Here is an 18,482-nt window from a genome sequence, read left to right on the forward strand (position 1 = left end):
GGCGCATGAATAAAAGGTCAGATTGGCCTCATGACGGGGAGGTTACCGATGTTGAGAATGACAAGGCGGCTGATGCTTGTCGGAACTGCGGTCGCAGCACTCGCGGCCGGCCCGCTGCCGGTCAAGGCGCAGGAACTCACGATCCTGACCTCCGTGCCGAGCCTGGGCTTTCCATTCTTCGTGCACATGATGAAGGAACTCAAGGCGGAGGCCGACGCGCTGGGTGTGGCGACCGTTGAAAGCGACGGACAGAACAGCACGCCCAAGCAGACGGCCGATGTCGAGGCTGCAGTGATTCAGGGGTTGTCGGGCATCGTCATCAGCCCGTCGGACGTCAACGCGATGGCACCGGCGCTGCAGGCGGCCGTCGACAATGGCGTGCCGGTGGTGACCATCGACCGCCGCGTGGATGGCGTTCCCGGCATTCTGGCCCATGTGGGCGCGGACAATGTCATCGGCGGCGAGGCGCAGGCCAAGCTCATCATGGAAATGTTCCCGGATGGTGCGCGCATCGTCAACCTGCAGGGTCAGCCGGGTGCCAGTCCGGCGATCGACCGCAATGCCGGTGTCCACAACATTCTCGACGGTAACGACAAGTACGAGTTCATCGTTGAGCAGACCGCCAACTTCGCCCGCGATCAGGGCCTGAGTGTCACCGAGAGCATTCTTGCGGGACTGGACAGTCCGCCCGACGTCATCGTCGCCGCCAATGACGACATGGCGCTCGGTGCCGCCGAGGCGATCAAGGCGGCCAACCTCGCCGGTGAGGTCGCCATCCTCGGTTTCGATGCGCTTCCCGAGGCGCTGGCCGCCGTTCGCGACGGCGCGCTTACGGCGACCGTCGAGCAGTTTCCCGGTGGCCAGAGCCGCAAGGCGGTGCAGGTGCTCGTCGAGCATCTCAGGACCGGCGAGCCGCCGGCCGAAACGCTGATCCTGCTCGAACCCATCGCCATCACCAAGGACAATCTCGACAAGGCCGAACGGCTGGGCGAGCTGAACTAGCATCGCGGACAATCGTCGGATGTCGGCTCCATTGCTGCGGATGACCGGGATTGCCAAGGGCTTTCCCGGTGTCCAGGCCCTTGATGGCGTGGACTTCTCCGTCGACGACGGCGAGGTCCATGCGCTCCTCGGCGAAAACGGTGCAGGAAAATCCACCCTGCTCAAGATCCTCGCCGGTGCCCAGCCACCGGATCGAGGTACGATCACCTTCACCGGCGAGACGGTCGAGCTGTCGAGTCCGCTGGCGGCGCAGCAACTCGGCATTGTTACCATCTATCAGGAATTCAACCTGGTGCCGACATTGTCGGTAGCGGAGAATATCTTCATCGGTCGGGAGCCGGTGCGTTTCGGGCTGGTCGACTGGCGGCGCATGAATGGCGAGGCCGCGCGCATTCTCGCCGATGTCGGGCTGAAGATGGAGCCGCAGCGGCTGGTAGCCGATCTTTCCGTTGCCGAACAGCAGATGGTCGAGATCGCCCGTGCGCTGTCCATGGAAAGCCGGCTCATCATCATGGACGAGCCGACCTCGGCGCTGTCCGATACCGAAGTCCTTCGACTGTTCGGGATTGTCGCCGAGCTGAAATCGCGGGGCATCGGCATCGTCTTCGTCACCCATCGCCTCGACGAGGTGATGCGCATCTGTGACCGCATCACCGTCCTGCGCGATGGCCGGCTGGTCGGCGGTGCGGCAGTGGCGGACATCGATGTCGACGGCATCATCCGCATGATGGTCGGGCGTGATGTCGACCAACGCCCCGGTGGCGAACGCAGGATCGAGCGCAAGCAGCCGGCCCTTGAGGTGCGTGGATTGTCGAGCGCGGGCGACCTGCTCGATCCCCACGCCACGCGTCTTGAGGACATCGACCTGCGGGTGTTTCCAGGTGAGATCCTCGGCCTCGCGGGTCTGGTCGGCGCCGGCCGCACGGAGCTTGCGCGAGCCGTTTTCGGTGCCGACCCTTTCGATGCCGGGACAGTCCTCGTTGATGGACGGGAGATTTCGCTTTCCTCGCCCAACGACGCCATCAAGGCGGGAATAGGGCTGGTGCCCGAGGATCGCAAGCAGCAGGCGCTGTTCCTGGCGCTTGCCGTGCGTGCCAACCTGGCGATCACGGCCATCGACGGCATCACCGGTTCGCTTGGCCTCGTCAGCGGCCCGGGCGAACGCGAACTCGTCACGCGCTTTGCCGACAAGCTCCAGATCAAAATGGCCGGTCCGGAGCAGCCGATCGCGACCCTGTCGGGCGGCAACCAGCAGAAGGTCGTGCTTGCCCGCTGGCTGGCGCTGGAGCCGAAGATCCTGATCGTCGACGAGCCGACCCGCGGCATCGATGTCGCCGCCAAGGCCGAGGTGCATCAACTGATTGACGAACTGGCCGCAGCCGGCATGGCTGTCATCGTCATTTCCTCCGAGCTGCCGGAGATCCTGCGCCTTGCGGACCGTATCGTTACCATGCGCGAGGGGCGGATCACGGGCGAGGTCATGCGCACCGATGCCGGTGAGGAGCGGCTGATGGCCCTGATGACCTTCCATGAGCAGACAGTTTGAACGGACCCTTGATCCATGAATGATGGCGGTTTCGACGTTCTCGGCTTTCTTGCAAAATATGCGCCCCTGATCTTTCTCCTGATCCTGATGGGTGTGTTCGCCGCGCTGGAGCCACGCTTCCTCAATCCGCTCAACCTCTTCAACGTCATGCGGCAGGTCTCGATCTTCGGCATCCTCGCAATCGGCATGACCTTCGTCATCCTCACGCGCGGCATCGACCTTTCGGTGGGCTCGCTGCTCGCCTTCGCCGGGCTGGTCGCCGCCGCCGTCGCCAAGGGCGGCTTCGAGAGCCGCTTTGCCGTGGGCTCGCAGACCGACGCCGCCGGATATGGCTGGCCGCTGGCGGTACTCGCGGCGCTGGTCGTGGGCCTTCTCGCCGGCGGTTTGCAGGGACTCGCCATCACGAAGTTGAAGGTACCCCCCTTCGTCGTCACGCTTGGCGGAATGTCGGCCTTCCGCGGCGGCGCCCTCCTGTTCGCCGGCGGTGGACCGATCAGCGGCTTCGATGCCGGATACACGTTCTGGGGCCAGGGATATGTCGGCCCGGTTCCCGTACCGGTCATCGTCTTTCTGGGGCTGGCGGTCGTCGCCCACGTCGTCCTGAGCTACAGCCGGTTCGGTCGAAGGGTCTACGCCGTCGGCGGCAACCCGGAAGCCGCGAGACTCTCGGGGGTCGATGTCGACCGGATCACGCTGCAGGTCTACCTGCTGATGGGGGCACTCGCCGGTCTCGGCGGCTTCATCCTTTCCGCCCGCCTGAACTCTGCCGAGGCCGTGGCCGGGCTGACCTACGAGCTCACGGTCATCGCTTCGGTCGTCATCGGTGGAACCTCGCTCTTCGGCGGGATCGGCACCGTGTTCGGCACGGTCATCGGCACGATCCTGATCGGTGTCCTCCTGAACGGCCTCGTGCTCAACAATGTCAGTTCCTACGTCCAGCAGATCATCATCGGCGTTATCATCGTGCTCGCCGTCGCCTTCGACACCTTCGCCAAATCCAGACGACGGAGGGGCTGAAGCCCTTCCCGTTCGGGTACTCCGTGCCACGGAACTCGAACTCCTTACGGATATCATTGCTTTGACAACTGAATAAATTCTGGAATCCAATATTGAACTTTGTTACGAAGAAAATCTCCACTCCTTGAAATTCAATCCAAAAAACAACAGGAGAGTGAAGTGATTTTCAAAAAATGCGCATTTCTATTGTTCTTTCTTGCCATTCTGCTGTTCCCCGATTTCCTGCGTGCTCAAGCGGATGATGAAAATCTTCAAGGCGACCTGAAAAATCTCTGTACCGCGCTGAGGATATCGACCAGCCGGCTGGCAAATGATCCTGCCTACCAGCAGGACGTCGCCGAGCGGGACAGCGCAGAGACGGATCAGATGCGGGTCTGGGCCGAATTGCTGGCCGATATGGAATTGCGTACGAATATCAGCGTGGATGAGCTCGACAGCAGCGAACTTGCCGCCTTCATGGCCGAATACGAACCGCAGGTCGAAACCGCCGACAGCGATTCCGGCGACGAAACCTGGTCGAGCTTCGACATTGCCCGGACATCGCTCGCCGTTGCCAGTATCGCCGACCCCGTCGGGGTGGTCGGCGTCGCCGCAGCCTACACTTATGCGAAATGCGGTACCACGGAAGCCGAGACGGGCGTGGGCGATTTCTGCTGGAAGAATTCCTATGGCCGGACGGCCGGCGTCCTGCCCAAGGGATTCGGCCGGGTCGCCGACTGCCCGGAGGATTACACGAATACCGGCCTGACCTGCTTTCGTCCCGCCAGCACCTATGCTCAGGCATCAAGGGTCGCCGACTGCCCGAAGGGCTACACCAACATGGGTCTGACCTGTTTCCGTCCCGCCAGCACCTATGGCCAGGCATCAAGGGTCGCCGACTGCCCGAAGGGCTACACCAATATGGGGGCTTCCTGTTACAAGTTCCCGTTCAGCAGTCTCGGCATGAGCTCGATGACCTGTCGCTCCGGCGAATTCCGGACCGGCGGGCGCTGCTACAAGGAATGCAAACCGGGCTACACCAACAACGGCGAATTCTGCGGCCGCGGCGCCAGTTCGCGAGGTGTCGGTTCGATGACCTGCCGTTCCGGCGAATTCCGGACCGGCGGGCGCTGCTACAAGGAGTGCAAGCCCGGCTACACCAACAATGGCGAATTCTGCGGACGCGGTGCCAGTTCGCTGGGCCTGGCTTCGATGACCTGCAACTCCGGCGAGTTCTTCAATCTCGGCCGATGCTATCCGTCCGACACCTGTCCCGCCGGATATGAAATGGATGGCATCGGACTGTGCTATCCTACCTGCCGCAGCGGCTTTTCGGGCGTCGGTCCGGTCTGCTGGAGCGCCTGCGAGGGCCGGTTCGGCGCAGCCTGTGCTGCCGGCTGTGCGACTTCCGCCGCCGAATGCGCGCTGGCCACCACCGACATGGTGGCCTCGCCTCTGGAGGTGGTGGGCAGCATCGCCACACTGGGCGGATACGGTCCGGCCAAGGCATCGCGCAAGGCGGCCCAGCTGGCGAAGACCGGCGTGAAGCAGGGCACCAAGGCATTCACGCAGTCGGTTGTCGGCCGCAAGCTCGGCTCTGCCCTTTCCGCCGTCGCGAAGGCTGGCAGCGACACGGCCCTGCGCAAGGGAGCCGATGACGTCGCCAGGGCGATCGCCGACAATGCCAGAGCGGGAGCAAAAAATATCCGCAAGGCCGCCACGGCGATGCGCACGAATTATGTCAAGCTGCGCAAGCTGATGGCCGAGAAGCTGTTCGTTCCCATCGCCGATCGGGCGAAACTTCTGGCGAAGACCGGATGGGAAAAGACCAGGAACGGCTGGCGACAGGTCAAGACCAGGGTGACAGGCAAGGAAGATATCGTACCCATAGACGAATGGTGGAAACTCGACGAAGTCGATCCCAAGAGCCTCCGGGCCAGGGCATCGCAGCTCCACGACCGTCTGAAGGCCGTACGCAAGACGATCGAGTCGGATGATGCCCTGCGGTGGGAGAAGCTGGCCCGCAGCTGTACCAAGTTCGGCATCGTCATCGCCGACAAGGTCTGACGACAACCGTCGTGCGCCGTCATGTCGGGCGGGCCATACTGGCATGCACAAGACTTTATATGATTTTATTCCTTTACATTCCCTCCAGCCCATGCTAGCACGGTTGGCATGAAGACCAACCCGCCCCTTGCCGATCTTGTTGCCCGCCCGCTTGAGCTGGCGGGCCGGGTCCTGTTCCTGGGGCTGGTGCAGGTCCTGCGGATCGGCTGGCTGCTCGTCCTGCGGCAGCGGCCGGGAGTACCGCGGATCGTGCCGTTTTCCCTGCCCGAATTGCGGACAGATGGTTCCTTCTGCCTTGCGACGCTGGAAGGTGGAATGGAAGCCGGACAGGCGAGGTATGCGCGCAAGGCGCGCAGTTATTACGAGGCGTTTCATCGGCTGGCCCATGCGTCGGTCGAAACGGAAACATGGCCGCATCAGGCGCTCATGCTCGGCGAGACGCGGTTCTGGGTCGGCCTGAAGGCAATTTTCGCCGGTGTCGGCCTTTCGGGTGCTCGGCTGCGACCCATCCCTTCCCCCATGACATTTCTCTGCTCGTCCCCGCTTTTGCAATGCGGGCACCAGCGTGACGGTCCGCCCGCTGCCGTTCGGAAAATGGCCCGGTCCGCACGGGGGTCTTTGCGGCCCGATCCATAAAATTTTAGAAAAATTGAATTAAACGATCGCCTGAAGGGGTTGAAACGGAAGTACCAGTTTGATAGTATAGTTTTCCTATTTCAGGACCGGACAACATGGCATGCCTTGCAATCGATGCGCGAAAATCCGCTCAGCCCTGTCTTGCCGGCACCCAGCGGCTGATCTTGTCGAGTTCATCAGGACCGGTGGAGAGCGGTCGCGAGGGGTCGGCCGTCCAGCCGGTCATGGAACCATCGTAGAGGCGGACATTGCGATAGCCCAGCATCTGCGATAGCACGAACCAGTCCGTGGCCGCCCAGTGGCCAGTATTGCAATAACTTACGACCATGTCGGCATCGCCGCTCTTGACCTTTTCCGGCACCAGTCCCTCAAGCTGCTCGCGTGGCAGGAGCCTCCCCCGGTCGTCGAAGAAGATCGCCTGTTCCACACCGACCGAACCGGGAATACGGCCGGCGCCCAGCGCCCTGGGATGCTGCGCCTCGCCGCGATACTGGTTTTCGGGACGGGCATCCACACGCACAACCCGCGGATCATTCAGCGTCGCCAGTACCTCGTCGCTGGAAATCAGGATTTCGGGATGCAGGCTCGCTGTGAAGATCTTGGGCTCCCGGACTACCGACGGCCCTGCCTCCACCGGCCGCGAGGCATCCTCGGTCCAGCCCCTGAAGCCACCGTCGAGTATGGCCACATCATCGTGCCCGAGATACTTGAAGGTCCAGTACACCCGCGCGGCACTGCCGAAATCCGATGCGTCGGTGCCGGCGTTGACAATCACCACCTCGTCGTCATTGCCGATGCCCAGATTGCCGATCATCGTCTCCAGCGCCACCGGTGTCGGGGCCATGCCGACTACGCCATCGACCTCGGTACGCCAGCCGCCCGTGACATAGTCGCCGTGAACGGCTCCCGGCACGTGCCCCTGTGCAAACACGTCCTGGGCCGCATCGCGCGGCTGGCTGCGGATGTCGAGGATGGCCAGATGATCCTCACCCAGCCGCGCGGCAAGCTCGTCCGGTTCGATCAGCGGGTCGGCGGCGGCCGGGAGGTTCGCCGCCATCGCGGCAAGGGCAATGCCGCCCGAAACGGCAAGAGGCAAGAGGGCTGAGGCGTTCATGTCATTCTCCGGCGCTTGTCAGGAAACAACATCTAATTTTACGATTTAATTTTTCAATACAATTTTTATGTGTGTTAAATGGATATTTTCCCTTTCCGGCTATCATGCTCCACGCATGGGGGGCGCCGGACCGGCTTTGGCGGGTGTTCCTTGCTGTCACCGCTATCGCGATACCCCCGCACGCTGCTAGTTTGGGGGCCGCATCCACTGGGAGCCGACATGGGTCTGTTCAGGATATTCGCCGTTCTGCCGCTGTTCACGGCGGCAATTTTCGTGGCCGCGAATGCGCAGGCCGAAGGCACCGCCGAAACATTTATCGCTGCACTTCGCGACGCGACGAATATCGGGCCGGGACTGAGCTACAGGTCACTGGAAAACGAACAGGACACCCAAGACGGGATCGTCAGGGGACTGAAACTGGCAAGACGGGGCGCCACGTTCGAGGTCGACGAACTGAGGATCTCCGGTCTCGCCAACGACGCCGATGGCGGAATCCGGTCCATCGACCGGCTGGCAATGGATGGGCTGGACTTCAACGGTCCCGACGACGTCCGCCTGACATTCCATTCCCTTTCGATCCAGCAGATCGATATCGAGAAACTCTCGACGCTGGTGAAAGGAAACTTCTCCATCGAAGCTTTGCGCATGCTGGACCTGGGACCGGTTCATGCCCTGGGAGGCGCCCTTCAGGCCGGGCTGTTGACGCTGACCAGCGACCGTCTCGCCTTCAACGGCATGGAAGACGGCCGGATGCTGGCATTCACCGTCGATCGCGGCATGGCCACCAACATGGAGGACCGCAACCGCGTCTCGTTTCAACGGTTTGCCATCAGTGGTTTTTCCATTGAACAGATGGCCCGGCAGATGATGCTGATGCGGAATCGAGGCGAAAAGCGGACATTCGACATCGACGCCTATCGCGAGGCGATAATCACCGGGTTGCCGTTCAACCTCCAGATAGACCAGTTGGAAATCGGCCTCGACAAGGGGCACATATCGATACCGAAGATCATGGCGGACAGTTGGCTCGAAGGGGAGCACGTCATGGTTGGAAGCGGAATCATCGAACAGGTCACGATCGATGGACTGGGGAACTATGCCGATGACACATCGTCGCGCAGCGCGAACACGATCCTGGACGCTCCCTTGACCCTGCACGCCACGACCGGTTTCCGTTCCGATCTGCGCACCTTCTCCCAAAGCTCCGAAGCACGTCTGTCCGCCGACAATCTGGGGCGCCTCGATATCGACATCGAAGGCACAGCACTCGACCTGGTCGACGCGGTCGCGCCGAATCTGCCGCCTTCGCTGCTTTCCCGCATGGTGATCGATTACGTCGATCGCGGTGCCGTTCGATCGGTCGTCAACGACATCGCCCGCAGCATGGGCATGGAGCCGCAGGGGCTGGCTTTCCAGATCGTGACGTTCGCCCGGCTGATGTTCCCCGAAGGGGTACCGCCGAGGATCAACGATGCGCTGCGTGCCATCGAGGATTTCATCGCAGCACCTGGCCATCTCACCATCCGCGCCAATCCGCCGCAGCCCGTATCCCTCGACGGCATGAGCGCCAGCCAGTTCAGCCTGAACCAGTTGGGACCACTGTTCGAGAAGTTCGGAATCGAGGTGAATGCGTCGGCGCAACCCTGAACTGCCGACGGCGGGGTCCCTTGCGAAGGAAGGGGTCCCGCGCGTCATGCATGTCACACATGCGGGACCAGAGGCAGCGGGGTGCTTGCCGTATGTCCTCCCTGACACTAGCTAGAGGGGTACCCTGACACCCGCAATTCCGAGACATACCATGTTGATATCCTGGGGCCCCTGGAGCGATCGCAGCTATTTCCTGGACAAGATGACGCTCGCGGACCTCGTGCGTGCCTATTTCACCTATTACTCCATTCAGGCCTATATCCTCGTCGCGATTGTTGCCATCGCGGGATCATTCTGGCTCGCCGATGGGTGGGCGGGTCCGCTGACGGCCGTCATCGTCGTGGTGCTGGCCTATCCGTTTGTCGAATATGTCGTCCATCGATACCTGCTGCACTCGCACGAACTGTTCAAGCACAAGGCGACGGCAAAGGTCTGGAAGCGGATCCACTACGACCACCACCAGAATCCCCACGATCTGGCCGTGTTGTTCGGTGCCCTCTACACCACCTTGCCGACAATCGCCGGGATCACCCTGCCCATCGGCGGCCTCATCGACGGCTGGGCGGGTGCGCTTGCCGCGTTCGCCACCGGCTGCATCATCTTTTGTGTCTACGAGTTCACCCATTGCATGCAGCATCTGCCCTTCAACCCGCGGATAACCTTCCTGCGCGAGATCAAGCGCCGCCATCTCGCCCATCATTTCCACAGCGAACATGGCAATTTCGGAATAACACAGAACATGTTCGACCATGTGTTCGGCACGTTCTATGCCCAGCCGAAAGACGTGCCGCGCAGCGATACGGTACACAATCTGGGCTATGCAGGTGCATTGCGGGACAAGTACCCGTGGGTCGCCGAACTCAGTGCCGATGACGAAACCTATGCCCGGCGACGCAAGCGGCGCGATGTCTGACGACCGCCCCCTTTCGATCACGATCGTTCGAACGACAGCCGACAAGCGCCGCTTCATCGAGATGACGCGCCAATTGTACGCGGACGATCCGGTATTCGTGCAACCATTGACCTTTGAGCGGCTGGACCATCTCGATCCGGGGAAAAACCCCGCCTTGAAACAGATGGAGGTTGCCTACTGGACGGTCCAGCGGGGGCCGGATGTGGTCGGGCGCATCAGTTGCCAGATCAATCGGGCCCATCTCGACAAGTATGGCGATGCCACCGGACAGTTCGGTTTCTTCGAGGCCGTCGACGACCCCGAAGTGATCGGCCTGCTGATGGAAACCGCCGAAATCTGGGCGCGCGAGCGTGGCATGAAGCGCTTGCAGGGGCCATTTTCGCTGTCCATCAACGACGAGTCGGGCCTGCTGGTCGAGGGGTTTGACACCCCGCCCTACCTGATGATGCCGCACGGCAGGCGCTATTATGCACCGGAGCTGGAAGCGCTTGGATACCGCAAGGCCAAGGATCTGATCGCCTACGACTTCGACGCCGACAAACCATGGCCCCCGGCGGCACAGCGGCTGTTGGGCCGCATGAACGGGATGAAGGGCCTCACGATCCGCCCTCTCGACATGAACCGGTATGAGGAGGAAATCGCTCTCATCTGCGACATCTTCAATGATGCATGGTCCGAGAACTGGAATTTCATACCGCTGGATGAGGCGGCGACGATGCATCTCGGCAAGTCCATCAGGCCGCTCGTGACCGACCGCTGCGTGGCCATTGCCGAGCTCAAGGGAAGGCCGGTCGCGATGGCGGTAACCCTGCCGGACCTCAACGATGCCAGCCGGGATCTGGGCGGAAGGCTGTTCCCGTTCGGCTTCATCAAGCTGCTCTGGCGGCTGAAGGTCTCCGGCATCAGGCGCTGGCGCGTCCCGCTGGTGGGCATTCGCAAGGAAGTCCAGGGCACGCTCAAGGGGGCCGCGGCTCTGCTGGGTGTGGTCAGCGCCATCCGCGATTACCATGTCGGCCGGGGTGCACGGCGCGGTGAACTCTCATGGCTGCTCGAAGACAATGCCCCGATCCGCGATGTCGTCGAGACGATGGGAGGCCAAGCCTACAAGACCTACAGGATATTCGAGCGGGATATCGCCTGATGCAGGTCCTGGTCCTCGCAGGCTCGCGCGGTGGCAGCGACCCCTTGGCGCAGCATGCGGGCGTCAGCCAGAAATGCCTCGCCGCCGTCGCGGGTCGGCCCATGGTCGAACGCGTGGCCGAAACGATTCTGTCGCTGGACGGTGTCGTGCGGCTGCGCATTGCAGCCCAGAAACCTTCTGAACTTGAAGACCTTCCCGTTATTGCGAATGAATGTCGGGTGACATTGACCGGTTGCGAGCCGACACCGAGCCTGACCGTGGCCGCGCATCTCCACGAAGCCGGCGCGCCGATGCTCGTGACGACGGCCGACCATCCCCTTCTGACCCGCGAGATGCTGACCCACTTCATCGACCGGGCCACGACCAGCGATGCGGACATCGCCGTCGGCCTGGTCAGTTCCACAGTGATTCTCCAGGACTATCCCGACAACCGGCGCACATACCTGAAATTTCGCGACGGCCGGTTTTCGGGCGCCAACCTTTTCTGGCTTGGCAACGACCGGGCGCGCAACGCGGTACGTTTCTGGCGGCGGGTGGAACAGGACCGCAAGAAGCCCTGGCGCATCGCGATGGCCATGGGGCCGGGATTGCTCGTCTCCTATCTCCTGCGGCGGCTGAGCCTGGACGAAGCCATGCAAAAGGCGTCGCAGCGCGTGGGTGCGCAGGCGCGGGCGGTGCTGCTGCCGTTTGCCGAAGCGGCCATCGATGTCGACAAGGTCGATGACCTGTTGCTGGCCGATGCCATCCTTGAACGCCGTCAGGCCCCCTGAATCCCGGACCTCCATGTTTGAAATAGCCCATCTGACCGACCTCCATATCGGTCCCCTGCCAAACGTGAGCTATCGCCAGCTCCTGTCAAAGCGCTTCTTCGGTTTCCTGTCATGGCACCGCAAGCGCCACCTGCTGCATCGCATCGACGTCATCGAGGCCCTGCTGGCAGACCTCGCCACGCATCACGCCGATCACACCGTCATTACCGGCGACATGGTCAATATCGCGCTCGCACAGGAATTCAAGAATGCCGCTACCTGGCTGGAACGCTTCGGACCGCCAGACGAGGTTTCGCTCGTGCCCGGCAATCACGATGCCTATGTCAAGGGTCGCTACCGCGAACACTGGGATCTGTGGCGGGACTACATGACGATGGACGGCGGGGATCATATCTCGTTCCCCTATGTCCGACGGCGCGGCCCCGTGGCTTTCGTCGGCCTGTCAAGCGCCATTCCCAGTCCGGTGGCCTTCGCCTACGGGCGCATGGGCAGGCAGCAGGTCCAGGCACTCGAACCGATATTGCGACAATTGCGCAGTGAAGAATGTTTCATCGTCATCCTGATCCACCATCCGCCGCTGGCGCGATTGCACTATCGACGCAATCTTCGCGATCATGGGGAATTTGCCGAAGTGATCGCAAAAACGGGTGCCGATCTCGTTCTCAGCGGTCACCAGCATCGCCACGAACTGGGTTCGCTGCCGGGGCCGGACGGCCCGGTTCCGGTGATCGTGACACCGTCTTCATCCCTTGACGATCCCTACAGGAGGGAGGAAGGCGGCTACATGCGACTGCGCATCGATCCGGGAGACGGGCGGATTGCCATTCAACTGCGCCGCTACGATCGGCAACGCAACGCCTTCCAGTCCGACATGGAAGGTCACCTCATGCGCAAGAACGATGAGGTGATGCTCGTTGCCGGCGACTGGTCCACGACCGCCGTTTGAGATATTGAGCCCCTCAACAACACCGGTTCAACGGAGTCCATCAGCGATCCATGTCGATCCTCGATCGATACCTGCTGCAACAGGTCCTGCGTCCCATGGGCGCCACGGTGCTCATCGCCCTGCTCGCCCTGCTCGCCGAGCGGGCGTTGTCCGTGGTCGAGCTGGTGCTCGGCTGGAGGGGCAACGTGCTCATCGTGTTCGAGATGCTGAGCTACCTTATTCCCCACTACATGGGACTTGCCCTGCCCGCTGCCTTTTTCATCGGGATCCTGTTCACCTATTCGAGACTGTCTCGCGAAAGCGAACTGGATGCCATGAGCGCGGGGGGATACGGGCTCGTGCAGATGGTCCGGCCGATGGTCTATCTTGCCCTGGTGGTAACGGCCATGCATCTCGCGCTGGTCAGCTATCTGCAACCCTACAGCCGTTATGCCTACCGGGCCGCCGTCCATGCGGTCACCAATGCGTCGTTCCTGAGCTTGATCCAGGAGGATCGATTCGTGACCATCGCCGGAACGACCTACCGGGTCGAGAAGGTCGACGCCAGGGGCGAGCACTATGATGGTGTCTTCCTCTATTCGACTGATGACGAACGCGGCGATGTCGTCCTCACGGCCAGATCCGGCGATGTCATCGAAAGAGGTCCCCTCGACCCGCTGGAACTCGAACTCCATGACGGGACCCAGCAGCTGATCCGCAGCCAACGCAGCGATACCGGAGAACGTGGCGGGCCGGCTGCCCTCACCCTGCGCTTTCGTGAATTCACCACCGATCTCCATGGCCGCGAGCCCGAGCCGTTCCGCCCGAGGGGAAGCAATGAGCGCGAATTGACCGTGCCGGAGCTGTTTGTCTATCCCCACACCAACGAGCCCATCGCCTTTTCCGGTGTCCACGCGGAACTGCATGGCAGGCTGGTACGCAGCCTGTCGGTCCTGGTGCTGCCATTCCTCGCCCTGCCCCTTTCGCTCGGCCGGCGGCGTGCCCAGCGCTCCTACGGCTTCATCATCGGTATCACGATCCTGATCGGCTACAACCAGCTCATCAAGACGACCGAGGGAATCGTCGATGACGGCAAGATGAGCGCGTTGCTGGGCCTGTGGCTGCCCTATGCCGTCTTCACCATCGGGTCTTTCGCGCTGTTCTTCCGCAGTGCGTGGAAAGTTCCCGATCCGACCCATGGCCGGCACTTCGATCGGATCGTCGAAGCCCTCGATCACGTCTTTCGCGGCCGGGGCAAGGCCAAGGCCGGCTCATGAGCGTCCTGTCGCGTTACCTCAACCGCATCTACCTGACCCGGCTCGTCCTTGCCGCCTTCGGCATCGCCATATTCGCCCTGATGTTCGACCTCATCGAGGTCGGCGAGGATCTGGGCAACGACAAGGGCCTCCTGCGCGGACTGCTGGTCTATGCCGTCCTGCGCCTCCCGACCCTGCTGTCGGAGATCCTGCCCATAGCGGCACTGCTCGCGGCGCTGTTCACCGCTGCCGAGCTGTTGCGGACCAGCCAGCTCGTCATCATGTGGGCGTCCGGTCTTTCGGTCCTGCGGATCATGCTGCTGCTGGTGCCCACCGGCCTTCTGGTCATGGGTTTCAAACTGGCCAACGACGATTTTGCCATACCCTATGCCGTGGAAACCCTGCGCTCCTGGGGCATCGGCGACTATCGCTCGGCGGCACTAGGTGCCGACGAGGGATTTCTTTGGGTCAAGGATGGCCTCGATATCGTGCGCCTTCCCCTGTTCGAAGATGACCGGACAACCGAAATCAGGGGACTGATGATCATCCGTCTCGACGACGCCGGTAGCCTGGTCGAGACCATCCAGACGGAGCGAGCAAGGATCGCACCGGGCGAATGGACGCTTTTCGGAGTGACCAGAACGGCCGTCGGCGGACGAACGATCGAGCATATCGAGCAGATGAACTGGGCCAACAACCTGCCGCTCGAACGTGTCACCGCGCTCGCCCGCCCGCCGCAGGAAGTCGGTCTGGCGGGCCTGATCGACATCGTCCGCCATGATGGATACGGCGTATCCTCGACCGAGCGGCACCGTACCTGGCTCTATTACCGTCTTGCCAGCGCCTTCGTCCCCATGCTGATGAGCTTTCTGGGCTTCGCCCTCGCCTATCGCTTTACGCGCGGAGGTGGTATCGCTTCATTGTTCATTCGCGGTATTGCCGTGGGATTCACCTTTCTCATCCTCAGTGGCCTGGCGATCGCCCTGGGTGAAGCCGGGTTCCTGCCACCGAGCCTCGCAGCATTCGGACCGACCATGTTGCTCTGCCTGTTCATTTTCACCGTGGCCCTGCGGGTGTCGCGGCATCGCCCGTCGGGAGCCTGATCCGTGAGTCCGCTGATAGGTCTGGTGAGCAACCCCAGGAGCGAACGCAACAAGAAGACCCTGGAGCGGATGCGCCGCAGGATCGACGCCGAACCGCGCATCATCCATCGCCAGCTCGCGCCCGATCGCCCGCTCGACGATATCCTTGCCGAATTCGCGGACGCCGGAATCGACATCCTCGTATGCAACAGCGGCGATGGCATGGTGCAGGCAGCCATGACCTCGCTCCTTGAGAAGCCGATCTTCGTCCAGCCGCCGGTGATGGCCATCTGGCCGCGCGGCATGGCCAACATGACGGCCGCCGATTGCGGCCTGCGCTCGCCGCGCTGGTCGTCGATGGAAAGGCTCATGGCGGCTGCGGAAAGCAATCGCCTGAAGGAAATCCTCGTCAAACGACATGTGTTACGGGTGGACTATCGCGACGACCTTCCCGTCCAGCGCGGCATGTTCATGGGCGGCCTCGGTATCTATGATGCCATAAAAATCTGCACAGGGTCGGTTCACACCCATGGTTTCAAGGGCGAGTGGTCGCATGCGGTGACACTGGCGGGGCTCCTCATCGGGTCGCTGTTCAGGGGGCTCGAAGCCTTTGGCATCGACGGGCATGACATCCGCCTGCGAGTCGACCAGGGCGAACGGCTCGACGAGCGGCTGCTGCTGCTCCTCTGCACCACGCTTGACCAGCTCGTCCTGCGCTCGCGCCCCTTCTGGCAGAGCGAGGGGGGACCGGTGCGTTTCACCCGCATCTCCTATCCTCCCCTGGGCCTCGTGCGCAATTCATGGCGAGTGCTCTATGGCGGCGAGCCTCGCCGCCTTCCCGAAACCCACTATCGCAGTCTCGGTGCCAGAAGTGTGGAACTGTGGCTGGACGAGCCATTCACCATCGACGGCGAGTTCTTCGAGCCACTGCGTACCCGCCCGGTTCGCATAACGGCATTCGAGACTTTGGACCTGCTGCGTGTGTGAGGCGTTCGAAAGGCCATTGCTGGAGCTGATCGCACCCGAGCTGGAAAAGCCGGTTCCGCCCGAGGTCCGGAGCCTTGCCGATGAGGCCGTCCGACGGGCCGGCGGACGCACAAGCGAGGGCGGCGGCATCGTGGCCGTCCTGTTCTATGGAAGTTGCTATCGCGATGGAGTGGTCAGCGACGGCATGGTCGACCTCTATCTGCTCGCCGACCGCTACGCGTCGTTGCACCATGGCCTGCTGAGCCGCCTGACCAATCGCCTCGTGCCACCCAATGTCTATTACGTACAGTGTTCGTATGGAGACCGTATCGTTCGGGCGAAATATGCCGTACTGACACTCGATCAGTTCGCCCGCCGCATGCAGCCCGATTGCCGGAACCCCTATTTCTGGGCCCGCTTTGCCCAGCCCACCGGCATCGTCGAAGTCGACGAGGCCGCGAAGGACCGGCTCCAGCAGGTCCTTGTTCGAGCCATACGCACCCTGCATGGCCATGCCCGTTGCCTGTGCGGCAATGCGACCAATGCGCAAGATCGTTGGGTTGGCGTGTTGCAGGAGACCTATCGCAGTGAATTGCGCGTGGAAAAACCCGAACGGGCGGCGCAGATCTATCGCAGCTACCAGTCCCGTTTTGATGCTATCGACACCATTCTCGCTTCGACACCCATCGACCCCTCGATCAGTCGTTCGAGACGCCTGCGACGCTGCGAAGGCAAGGTATTGTCCGTCCTGCGGCTGGTCAAAGCCGCCTTCACCTTCTCCGGCGGGGCCGACTACCTGGTATGGAAAATCGAAAGGCACAGCGGCACGACCGTGGAACTGAGCGACTGGCAGCGCCGTCACCCGATCCTCGCCGCCGGACCGATCCTGTGGCGGCTCTGGCGACAACGCATCATTCGTTGACTACCGCCCCTTCATGGCTTTCGCCGAGTTGCGCAAATCATCAAAGCCCGGCGATACGCTCCCGCCAGAGATCCCGATAGGCGGAAAGACCCGGCAGGTCGACAGGATCGCTGGTGGGACCGATGTCACCGGGAGAGGACGGTCGGTCCTCCCATCGGGTGAGCAGGAACGCACCGGCAGCCGCACCGCTGGCCGAGGGACGCGGATGAACCGGTTGCGGGGCGCGCAGTGCCGCAAGCATACCCACAAGCCAGTCGTTCCGCGCAAAGGGACCATCGACAAAGACTGGAAATTCCACACCAAGCAATTCCAAGCTGTAGTCGACCATCAGCGCACTGTAGAGAGTAGCGAGCGCGGCTCTTCGCGATGCCGAGAGATCCTGCGCACCGATGATCTTCCCCGTCCCGGCAGGAAATGGTCCGACACCTTCGACGAACGACGGCAGCGCCATCACCCCTTCCCCGATCAGGCTTCGCAGTTCGCCGCCGCCGAACCCCGCCTTCAGCCCGTCCTCGCCGGCAATCGCCGCATATTCGCGTCCCCCCATGAATCGAAGTGTCGGCACCGGACGGGCGGCGACATCGATGCTGGCGATCATGTCCCTTGCCGGATCGAGGTGCTCCAGTTCACCACCGATCGACATGTTGATCGTCCAGGTTCCGCTTGAGACCACGGCAAATGGCGGCTCGCAATGGCGCAGATAGGGCAGCAGCGAGGCGTTGCTGTCATGAATGCCGTTGAACACCCGGCAATGCGGCGAAAGACCGGTCTGCCGGGCCAGTTCCGGACGCAGAGGCCCCAGATCATCGAAAGCCGGGCGGATCGGCGGGAACAGCGCTTCCCAGCCCAGCCGCCGCACCATGTCGCTGGTCCGGCGTTCCCGCGCGAACCAGAGGTGGCTGTGACAACCCATCGACGTCACTTCGCTGGCCTGCACGCCGCTCAGCCACCACGACCAGTATTGCGGATAGCAAAGAACAGACGCCACCCGGGCAAAGTCCCCGGGGAAACGGTCCTGCAACCAGAAGAGCTGCCGCCCGACGGTCAGTCCGTCGGGCAGATCCGGAGTGAAGGTCCGCTCGAACGGATCGCAAAGCGCGCGAAACCTGTCGGCCACCTCGTTGGGACCGGAATGTTCGTAGTCCAGCATCGGCAGTGCCAGCATGCCATCGTCGCGCAACAACACGGCCGATGCACCGTGGGTCACCGGAACGATCGCCCCGATCTGCTGCCGGTCGGGCATTTCCCGGAAACTGTCGATGAACCAGCGTTGCAGACCATCGAGATCGAAATGCGGATAGGGATCGCCGCCGATCACCTCGTTCGATCTCGACCGGGCGGCTATCTCTGTACCCTTGTCGTCGAAAAGCACGAGCTTGACGTTGGTCTTGCCGATATCGAGGACTGCTGTCGTCATGAATTCATGGAACTTTTCTAAAATCGGACACGACCATGCTTGCGGCACGGCCGTGTCCGGATCAGTCAGTTCGGCTGCCCTG

General features: G+C 62.2%; 16 protein-coding genes. 14 read left to right on the forward strand and 2 right to left on the reverse strand.

Going from position 1 to position 18,482, the window contains the following annotated elements; translation table 11 throughout:
- The first annotated feature begins 57 nt into the window (after window positions 1–57).
- The 5 genes from H6851_15745 to H6851_15765 all read left to right on the forward strand — a co-directional run bounded on the left by H6851_15745 (window position 58) and on the right by H6851_15765 (window position 6,247).
- Window positions 58–1,002: a substrate-binding domain-containing protein gene (locus tag H6851_15745; protein MCB9945058.1), complete on the forward strand. Its 945-nt coding sequence runs from the start codon at window positions 58–60 to the stop codon at window positions 1,000–1,002.
- Window positions 1,003–1,021: 19 nt separating this feature from the next.
- Complete coding sequence (locus tag H6851_15750) at window positions 1,022–2,548, forward strand: sugar ABC transporter ATP-binding protein (protein MCB9945059.1); 1,527 nt, start codon at window positions 1,022–1,024, stop codon at window positions 2,546–2,548.
- Between the two features lie 15 nt (window positions 2,549–2,563).
- Window positions 2,564–3,565 (forward strand): ABC transporter permease, encoded by a 1,002-nt coding sequence (locus H6851_15755; GenBank protein ID MCB9945060.1) that lies wholly within the window; start codon window positions 2,564–2,566, stop codon window positions 3,563–3,565.
- Window positions 3,566–3,724: 159 nt separating this feature from the next.
- A complete protein-coding gene (locus tag H6851_15760; GenBank protein ID MCB9945061.1) occupies window positions 3,725–5,611 on the forward strand; it encodes a hypothetical protein in 1,887 nt (628 codons plus the stop codon).
- Window positions 5,612–5,719: 108 nt separating this feature from the next.
- Window positions 5,720–6,247 carry a hypothetical protein gene (locus tag H6851_15765; protein MCB9945062.1) on the forward strand — a complete coding sequence of 176 codons (528 nt, stop codon included), beginning with the start codon at window positions 5,720–5,722 and terminating at the stop codon, window positions 6,245–6,247.
- Window positions 6,248–6,377: 130 nt separating this feature from the next.
- On the opposite strand, the gene H6851_15770 is transcribed toward H6851_15765, so the two are convergent.
- Entirely contained in the window at window positions 6,378–7,361 is a 984-nt protein-coding gene (locus tag H6851_15770) for a sulfurtransferase (GenBank protein ID MCB9945063.1), read from the reverse strand.
- A gap of 219 nt (window positions 7,362–7,580) precedes the next feature.
- Between H6851_15770 and H6851_15775 the strand changes: the two genes are divergently transcribed.
- The 9 genes from H6851_15775 (at window position 7,581) to H6851_15815 (ending at window position 16,983) form a co-directional block, all read left to right on the forward strand.
- A complete protein-coding gene (locus H6851_15775) occupies window positions 7,581–9,008 on the forward strand; it encodes a hypothetical protein (protein MCB9945064.1) in 1,428 nt (475 codons plus the stop codon).
- A gap of 151 nt (window positions 9,009–9,159) precedes the next feature.
- A complete protein-coding gene (locus H6851_15780; GenBank protein ID MCB9945065.1) occupies window positions 9,160–9,921 on the forward strand; it encodes a sterol desaturase family protein in 762 nt (253 codons plus the stop codon).
- Window positions 9,914–11,062, forward strand: coding sequence for a hypothetical protein (locus tag H6851_15785; GenBank protein ID MCB9945066.1), 1,149 nt, complete (start codon window positions 9,914–9,916; stop codon window positions 11,060–11,062). Before H6851_15780 ends, H6851_15785 begins: the two co-directional genes overlap by 8 nt.
- The gene (locus H6851_15790) at window positions 11,062–11,832 is read left to right on the forward strand and encodes an NTP transferase domain-containing protein (GenBank protein MCB9945067.1); all 771 of its coding nucleotides are present in this window, start codon (window positions 11,062–11,064) and stop codon (window positions 11,830–11,832) included. The genes H6851_15785 and H6851_15790 overlap by 1 nt, the downstream gene beginning before the upstream one ends.
- 13 nt (window positions 11,833–11,845) lie before the next feature.
- Window positions 11,846–12,778 (forward strand): metallophosphoesterase, encoded by a 933-nt coding sequence (locus tag H6851_15795; GenBank protein ID MCB9945068.1) that lies wholly within the window; start codon window positions 11,846–11,848, stop codon window positions 12,776–12,778.
- Between the two features lie 50 nt (window positions 12,779–12,828).
- Window positions 12,829–14,034, forward strand: a complete 1,206-nt coding sequence (locus H6851_15800; protein ID MCB9945069.1) for an LptF/LptG family permease — start codon at window positions 12,829–12,831, stop codon at window positions 14,032–14,034.
- Window positions 14,031–15,116 (forward strand): LptF/LptG family permease, encoded by a 1,086-nt coding sequence (locus H6851_15805; GenBank protein MCB9945070.1) that lies wholly within the window; start codon window positions 14,031–14,033, stop codon window positions 15,114–15,116. Before H6851_15800 ends, H6851_15805 begins: the two co-directional genes overlap by 4 nt.
- Window positions 15,117–15,119: 3 nt before the next feature.
- Window positions 15,120–16,082: a hypothetical protein gene (locus tag H6851_15810; GenBank protein ID MCB9945071.1), complete on the forward strand. Its 963-nt coding sequence runs from the start codon at window positions 15,120–15,122 to the stop codon at window positions 16,080–16,082.
- Window positions 16,075–16,983: a hypothetical protein gene (locus H6851_15815; protein ID MCB9945072.1), complete on the forward strand. Its 909-nt coding sequence runs from the start codon at window positions 16,075–16,077 to the stop codon at window positions 16,981–16,983. The genes H6851_15810 and H6851_15815 overlap by 8 nt, the downstream gene beginning before the upstream one ends.
- Before the next feature lie 40 nt (window positions 16,984–17,023).
- On the opposite strand, the gene H6851_15820 is transcribed toward H6851_15815, so the two are convergent.
- Complete coding sequence (locus tag H6851_15820; GenBank protein ID MCB9945073.1) at window positions 17,024–18,400, reverse strand: hypothetical protein; 1,377 nt, start codon at window positions 18,398–18,400, stop codon at window positions 17,024–17,026.
- Window positions 18,401–18,482 lie beyond the last annotated feature (82 nt).

It is taken from the genome of Geminicoccaceae bacterium, assembly GCA_020638465.1.
In the GTDB taxonomy this organism is placed as follows: domain Bacteria; phylum Pseudomonadota; class Alphaproteobacteria; order Geminicoccales; family Geminicoccaceae; genus JAGREO01.